At 35.6% G+C, this 6,108-nt stretch carries 5 protein-coding genes and 1 pseudogene; 5 read left to right on the top strand and 1 reads right to left on the bottom strand.

All coding sequences use genetic code 11. From position 1 onward, the window contains the following. Positions 1-253: 253 nt before the first annotated feature. Positions 254-3,538: a UvrD-helicase domain-containing protein gene (locus tag OZD66_RS05430; protein WP_182366723.1), complete on the bottom strand. Its 3,285-nt coding sequence runs from the start codon at positions 3,536-3,538 to the stop codon at positions 254-256. 81 nt (positions 3,539-3,619) lie between these two features. On the opposite strand from OZD66_RS05430, the gene OZD66_RS05425 reads away from it, so the two are divergent. The 5 genes and pseudogenes from OZD66_RS05425 to OZD66_RS06010 form a co-directional block, all read left to right on the top strand. Further along, positions 3,620-4,486 carry a 4-(cytidine 5'-diphospho)-2-C-methyl-D-erythritol kinase gene (locus tag OZD66_RS05425; RefSeq protein WP_006280386.1) on the top strand — a complete coding sequence of 289 codons (867 nt, stop codon included), beginning with the start codon at positions 3,620-3,622 and terminating at the stop codon, positions 4,484-4,486. 3 nt (positions 4,487-4,489) lie between these two features. Then, positions 4,490-4,855, top strand: a complete 366-nt coding sequence (locus tag OZD66_RS05420; RefSeq protein ID WP_182366721.1) for an Mth938-like domain-containing protein — start codon at positions 4,490-4,492, stop codon at positions 4,853-4,855. Between the two features lies 1 nt (position 4,856). Further along, positions 4,857-5,666 (top strand): metal ABC transporter permease, encoded by an 810-nt coding sequence (locus OZD66_RS05415; RefSeq protein WP_182366719.1) that lies wholly within the window; start codon positions 4,857-4,859, stop codon positions 5,664-5,666. Between the two features lie 131 nt (positions 5,667-5,797). After that, positions 5,798-5,977 (top strand): hypothetical protein, encoded by a 180-nt coding sequence (locus OZD66_RS05410; RefSeq protein ID WP_182366717.1) that lies wholly within the window; start codon positions 5,798-5,800, stop codon positions 5,975-5,977. 5 nt (positions 5,978-5,982) lie between these two features. Beyond that, positions 5,983-6,108, top strand: a pseudogene (locus OZD66_RS06010) (DNA polymerase III subunit delta); the annotation flags it as partial.

The following is a 6,108-nucleotide window of genomic DNA, read 5'->3' as shown; positions in this document are numbered from 1 at the left end:
TGCTGGCATTCAACCTCCTTATCATCATCTATCCTTATCCTATCACATCCGGACTTTTATGGAAAGAGCTATAATTCGTCATCCCGCTACTTGTTAGCGGGATCTATCCGCAGCGGTATGACGTAGGACTGCTGTCATTCCGCTACGTGTTAGCGGCTGAGATACCGCGAATGAATCGCGGTATGACGGTCTGCGGCGGTATGACGGTTCGCGGTGGTATGACGTAGTAGCTATTTCTTGTAATCAAGTTTCGTTAAAGGTCAGATTGAATGGTTAAATCTTCCACCCAAATAACCACGCACTCTACTTGCTTGTTTGGATATATTTCTTGTACTAAGGTTTTATAGATTAACATCTGTTTTTTTATTTCATTTAATAAGGAAACAGAAACGTTACGGTGTGATTTGTAGTCAATTATGATTGCTTTATCTTGCGTTATGCATAGCCTATCTAGTCGTACTAATACTGACTTGCCATCAATTGTTCCACTCAGTGTAATCTCTGATTTGCCTTCCAAGTCAAACAAATAGCCATATTTTTCATTAAAGGCTAATATTTTACTGTAAATTTCATCCTTATCTTCGCTGATGTTATCAAGGTATTTTCTGACCCAATTTTTTCTCCTTTCTTTTTCTATCTTGGGCATATACTGCAATATGCTGTGAATAATCAGGCCTCTTGCATAACCATCTGTCATCCAAGTAGCTGACACTGGGATCCATTCTGCTCCTTCTTTTTCACTGGATTCCAGCGTCACGCGCTGGGATGACACCGAAGAGTGGGCTAAAGCTGGTGGAAGGGAAATGACCGGAACGTCAAAGTAATCACGTTTTTTATAAATGTAAGGGTAGTTTGCATTCACGCATAATACTTCAACTTTTTCTTTAAATATTGGCCGTAAACCCCTTTGTTTCTTTTCATATGGTTCTCCATACTTAGTGATTAGATCATACCAAGAGCCCTTTTGCACTGGCTCTTTACTTAAGATGTATAACTCATCTTCAGCACGCGTGAGTGCTACGTATAATAAACGCAAATATTCATTATAATCCTCTAGTTTTTTCTCTCTTTTTACTTGATCGCAATAAGCGTTATTGTTTTTTCCACACCAAAATGGTGCTTCCGTTCCATCAAAGATAATGCTTTCACTGTTTCTTGGCACTGTGTTTGTATCAACCAAAAATACTATGGGAGCTTGCAGACCTTTTGATTTGTGAATTGTCATTATTCGCACAGCATTGCGTTCTGATTGCATATCATTCTTAATCTCCGGATTATTCTCCTTGATCCATTGAACAAACGCTTGAAGAGATGGGTTTTCAAATTGCAACACGAGGTTCATAAATTCGTCTAGGACCTCAAAGCACTCAAGACCTAGCCTTGCAGCAAATTTCTTCTTACCTGTACGTAATATATGCGTAAATAGTGCAAGAGGAGACTCTATGCGAGATAAGTTAATGAGATAGTTTAATTCACTATAGATAACCACAGAATAATCCTGAATTCTTTCCCATAGTGAAAGCTCTTTACGGTCGTATGCAATGTTAAATAAATCATCCTCGGTAAAATTGAATAACGGTGATTTTAAAGCATTTGCAAGAGCTAGATCATTTGCCTGGAGGAGTAAAAATTCGGCCAAAGCTATTAAGTCCTGCACGGCTATATAGTCCATAATTCTAAAATAATCTCGGCCTACAACTGGCACATTTGCTTTTTTAAGTTCGCTTATTATGTAATCAACTAACACGTTTCGTTGTCGCACCAAAATCATAATGTCTCTTGGCTCTATATGGCGATCTTTAGCGACTAAAATTCGCCCTTCATTTAACCAATTGTGAATTCTGTTGGCTATTGTTTGAGCAAGTAATCGGTCTGCTATTATATAATTTTCCCTGCATGTTAGAGGAATTTGTAAAGCTTGCTGTTCTTTCTCTTTGCGCCTTGGTAACGCTGGCCAAATTTCAATATATCCTTGGTCATTTTCTCTATGTGGAACATGTTTTATTTCATTATCATTAAAAGATATTTCTGCGCGGAAGTTATTCAATATTCTATCTACAAGCATCAAAACTTCTGGAGTTGAACGAAATGACTTTTCAAGTTGGCATGATATCCAATCTCTACCACCAGTTTTCGTATGAAAGTATTGTTGCATATAGTTGAATAGATGGGGATTTGCTCCTTGAAATCTGTATATGGATTGTTTTACGTCACCAACAACAAATAAGGTTCGCTTTTCATCATTACCGGCAAAAAATTCATCGCAGAGATTTGTTATAATTTTCCACTGACTGATGCTATTGTCTTGTGCCTCGTCAACAAGGATATGATCTATTTTTTGATCTAAGTTAAACAATACCCAATCTTTATGATCTGGGTCGCTGAGAAGATTTGTTGCTAAGTCAATTATATCATTGTAGTCAAGCAGTGCATTTTTTGATTTTTCACTATTATATAAATCAACATATACTTTAAATACACCAAGTAAGCTACTGGTTCTCTTGAATATTTGATAAGAGTTCATGTCTCTTATATGGGTAAATACTACATTCTGAACGCTCTCTATTATTTGCTCTGCATCTTTGAATTTCTCCAAAATACTTTTTGTTGCAATGGATGATATGCTCTTTTTTTCGTGCGATTCTGATTTGAGAAATACCTTGGCTAGGTTTTCTATTTTGGTGTCATTCCACTTTATTCCGGTGTCATCCGAGTAGCTGACACTGGTTCTTTTTTTCTGGATCCCAGCTGGGATGACAGTAGAATAAAGTATTTCACTATAACTCTGATCTCTTTTACTGCCTTCACTTAATATCTCGGCTAGTCTTCCCACGTGCTCAATTGTTTCACTCTGTAAGTCATGAATTTCATCTGGGGCGCTCAATTTATCTTTGATATATTTCGAATCATTTGCTGACATCGATCTTTTTACACATAAAGTATAAAGCAAATCGCGTAGTTTATTTTCATCAATTTCAGTTGCAATAAGGTTGATATCATCCTGCACAGTTTCGTTATGAAGCACTTTATTGAATATGATGGAATGTAATTCTTTACATTCACTCAGCGTGCAATTTGGAGCAATGCCAGCTTCTATAGGAAAGCTGGAGATTAATTTGTAACAGAAAGCGTGTATGGTTTGTATAGTTAGACCAAGATTTTCCAGTTCAGAGAAAAGCCTTCTTGCTCTTGTTAAATAATCTTTATTTTTTCTGGATCCCAGCGTCACGCACTGGGATGACAAGTAGGGGTGCTGAGATCCCAGTGTCACGCACTGGGATGACATTGGAAAGAAATCTAGTTGTTCTAGATCTGCTGCCAACACACTATCTGAACATATTGCCCACTTACTGAGTATGCTGTGAATGCGATTCTCCATTTCGTTTGCTGCAGCATTGGTGAATGTTAAGCAAAGAATATTTCTTTTGTTTTCTAATAAAAGTCTCAATACTCTGTCTATTAAGATTTTTGTTTTGCCTGTACCAGCGGACGCATTTACCCACACAGAGAAATTAGGATTTATGGCATTTGATCTCATCAGAAGTGCGAGAACCTTATAAAAGTTGACTAGAATAGCATTATACATATAATGTAAAAATAGTGTTAGTGAAGATATATAATGAAAAGTTTTTGTGTAAAGGCGCCTGCAAAAATCAATCTTTTTTTGCATGTTGTAGACAAAAAAGAAACAGGGTATCACTTGATTGAAGGTTTATTTGTCTTTGCTAATCTCTCTAATTTTTTGGAAATAAAAGTAGGTGAGAAGGATTCTAGATACGATAACTCTACAGTTGAATTTATAAACTCCGAGTCTAAAATAAATAACCAATATAACACTGTAATGAAAGCGGTTAATCTGCTGCTTAGGCATGCTCCTGTACGCACTAAAGTCACTGTAAAGGTTGTAAAAAACATACCAATTGCTGCAGGACTTGGTAGCGGATCCTCAGATGCTGGAGCTGTGGTACGTACGCTAGGGAAGCTGTGGGAGATTGATAGGACGATTTTAAATGAAATAGCCTTAAACGTTGGTGCTGATGTTCCCGCAAGCGTAGATAGCAAGCCAGTTTTTGTTAGAGGTATTGGCGAAGAATTATGCCACATTAAAAAATTCTCTTTACCTACAAATGTGGTGCTTGTGAAACCGAAAAAAAGGTTTTTGAGTACACCAGAGGTATTTTCCAAACATGAAGGAAAATTTTCTGAGCCAATTAAATGGAGCGATGACGCTGAAAAGGATTTGTTGAAGCTTCTTAAAGAGACGAGAAACGATCTTCAAGAAATAGCAATAAGCTTTGTACCTGAAATTAAGGATGTGATATCAACACTTGAGTCACAAGAAGGCTCTATACTTTCTCGCATGTCAGGCAGTGGTGTATCATGTTTTGGAATATTCGATAGTGAGGAAAATGCAAAAGCTGCTGCAGTTAATATCGGAAAAAAGCAACCAGAATGGTGGGTATGTGACACTCAATTAATAGTTTGACTTATGGATATAACTCCCTTAATTTCCGAGAATAAAAATCTTATAAATGGTTACAGGGAAGGAAAATTTTTGGTGAATAATAGAGAATATTGCGGCTCAATTATAATTTTTCCTGAAAAGGTGATTAAATTGAAAGAAAGTGATATAAATAGCAAGGAACATTTTAAATCTTTTTTAACAGAGGAAATAGAAATTTTGATAATAGGTACTGGTAAAACACGCAATATACCAAGTTCTTCAGTGAAGTCCTATCTTATGGAACAAAAAGGTTTAAATTTTGAATTTATGACAACAGGTTCTGCATGCAGAACCCATAATGTTCTGATATCCGAAGATAGGTTTGTTGTCAGTTATCTAATAGCCATATAGCATGCTTGAAATATTTACTCAGGATTTTTTCATCAATAGTCTAATTGCAGTAGTTATGATTAGCCTAGTAACAGGCGCTTTAGGATCGTTTATGATATGGCAAAGGTTATCGTATTTGGGTGATAGTTTGTCCCATTCTTCATTGCTTGGTATTGCACTTGCTTTGATCTTTAAGATTAGCCCATCGCTTAGCATAATGCTCATTGCAATTGCGTTTGCAATACTGCTTTCTCTTAATTTTAACAGATTATATTCTGCCGATACGATATTGAACATCGTTACCAATGTAGTTTTATCATCGAGTTTAATACTTATGTCTTTTCTTCCATCTGGCAATAATAGTATTATTAGCTCACTGTTTGGTGATATATTAACGCTCGATCAAAGTGATATAGTATTGATTTTTTTAACCTCTGCAGTAGTTACTTTGATATTAATATTTAGATGGCGTTATTGGTTAATGATTTCAATTAATCAAGATTTAGCAGTAGTTGAGAAGATTAATGTTAATTTTGTTAGACTAGAATTTTTAATTACACTTGCTATATTTATAGCAAGTGCTGCCCAATTAATAGGAATATTACTCATTGCTGCATTTTTGCTAATACCAGCAGCATCCGCAAGACTCATCTCAAAAACTCCAATGGAGATGATTATTGTTGCAACAGTTTTTTCTGTAATCTCTGGGATATCGGGTCTCATGTTATCTGCAAGTTTTGATTTGTTAACTGGACCTGCAATTATACTTGTTGCAGCGGTATATTTAATTATCGCTTATTTTATAAGGCTAGTATTAAGCAGGTTGGCTTAATTTTGATCTCGAATGTTAATAATTTTGTAATATACTCATTATAAAACATCACTATCTTAGCACAAAATAGTTTTTGCTATACTATTATTTATATGCTAATGATAAGTTGTTAATTTTATGGAGTAAGCAATATGAGCGAAGAAGGATTTTTTTCCAAATATATATCTCAACCTGTGAAAAAATTTTATAATTATATTACAGGAAAAACAGAAGAGTCAGATGATGTAGCAGGTGACGTGCATAATATTGCACAAGAAGACTCAGAGTCTTTGGATACTCATGTACAGTCAAATGAGAATGATATCATATAGATAGCATGAGGGTTACACCATCCAAAGTTAAAAGATTCCTAGAGAAACCTGATGCTTTACGTGGTGTGTTAATTCATGGAAGTGATAACAGTAGGGTTGATTTTTATGTACAAGAAATAATTGCTAATTTG

It is taken from the genome of Wolbachia endosymbiont of Drosophila baimaii, assembly GCF_028982185.1.
In the GTDB taxonomy this organism is placed as follows: Bacteria; Pseudomonadota; Alphaproteobacteria; order Rickettsiales; family Anaplasmataceae; genus Wolbachia; species Wolbachia pipientis.
This window is presented reverse-complemented; position numbering and strand designations above follow the sequence as displayed.

Coding starts and splice junctions, on each gene's coding strand:
- OZD66_RS05430 (WP_182366723.1), bottom strand. CDS start 3,538: ATGAGATCAAATGCCATAAATCCTAATTTCTCTGTGTGGGTAAATGCG.
- OZD66_RS05425 (WP_006280386.1), top strand. CDS start 3,620: ATGAAAAGTTTTTGTGTAAAGGCGCCTGCAAAAATCAATCTTTTTTTG.
- OZD66_RS05420 (WP_182366721.1), top strand. CDS start 4,490: ATGGATATAACTCCCTTAATTTCCGAGAATAAAAATCTTATAAATGGT.
- OZD66_RS05415 (WP_182366719.1), top strand. CDS start 4,857: ATGCTTGAAATATTTACTCAGGATTTTTTCATCAATAGTCTAATTGCA.
- OZD66_RS05410 (WP_182366717.1), top strand. CDS start 5,798: ATGAGCGAAGAAGGATTTTTTTCCAAATATATATCTCAACCTGTGAAA.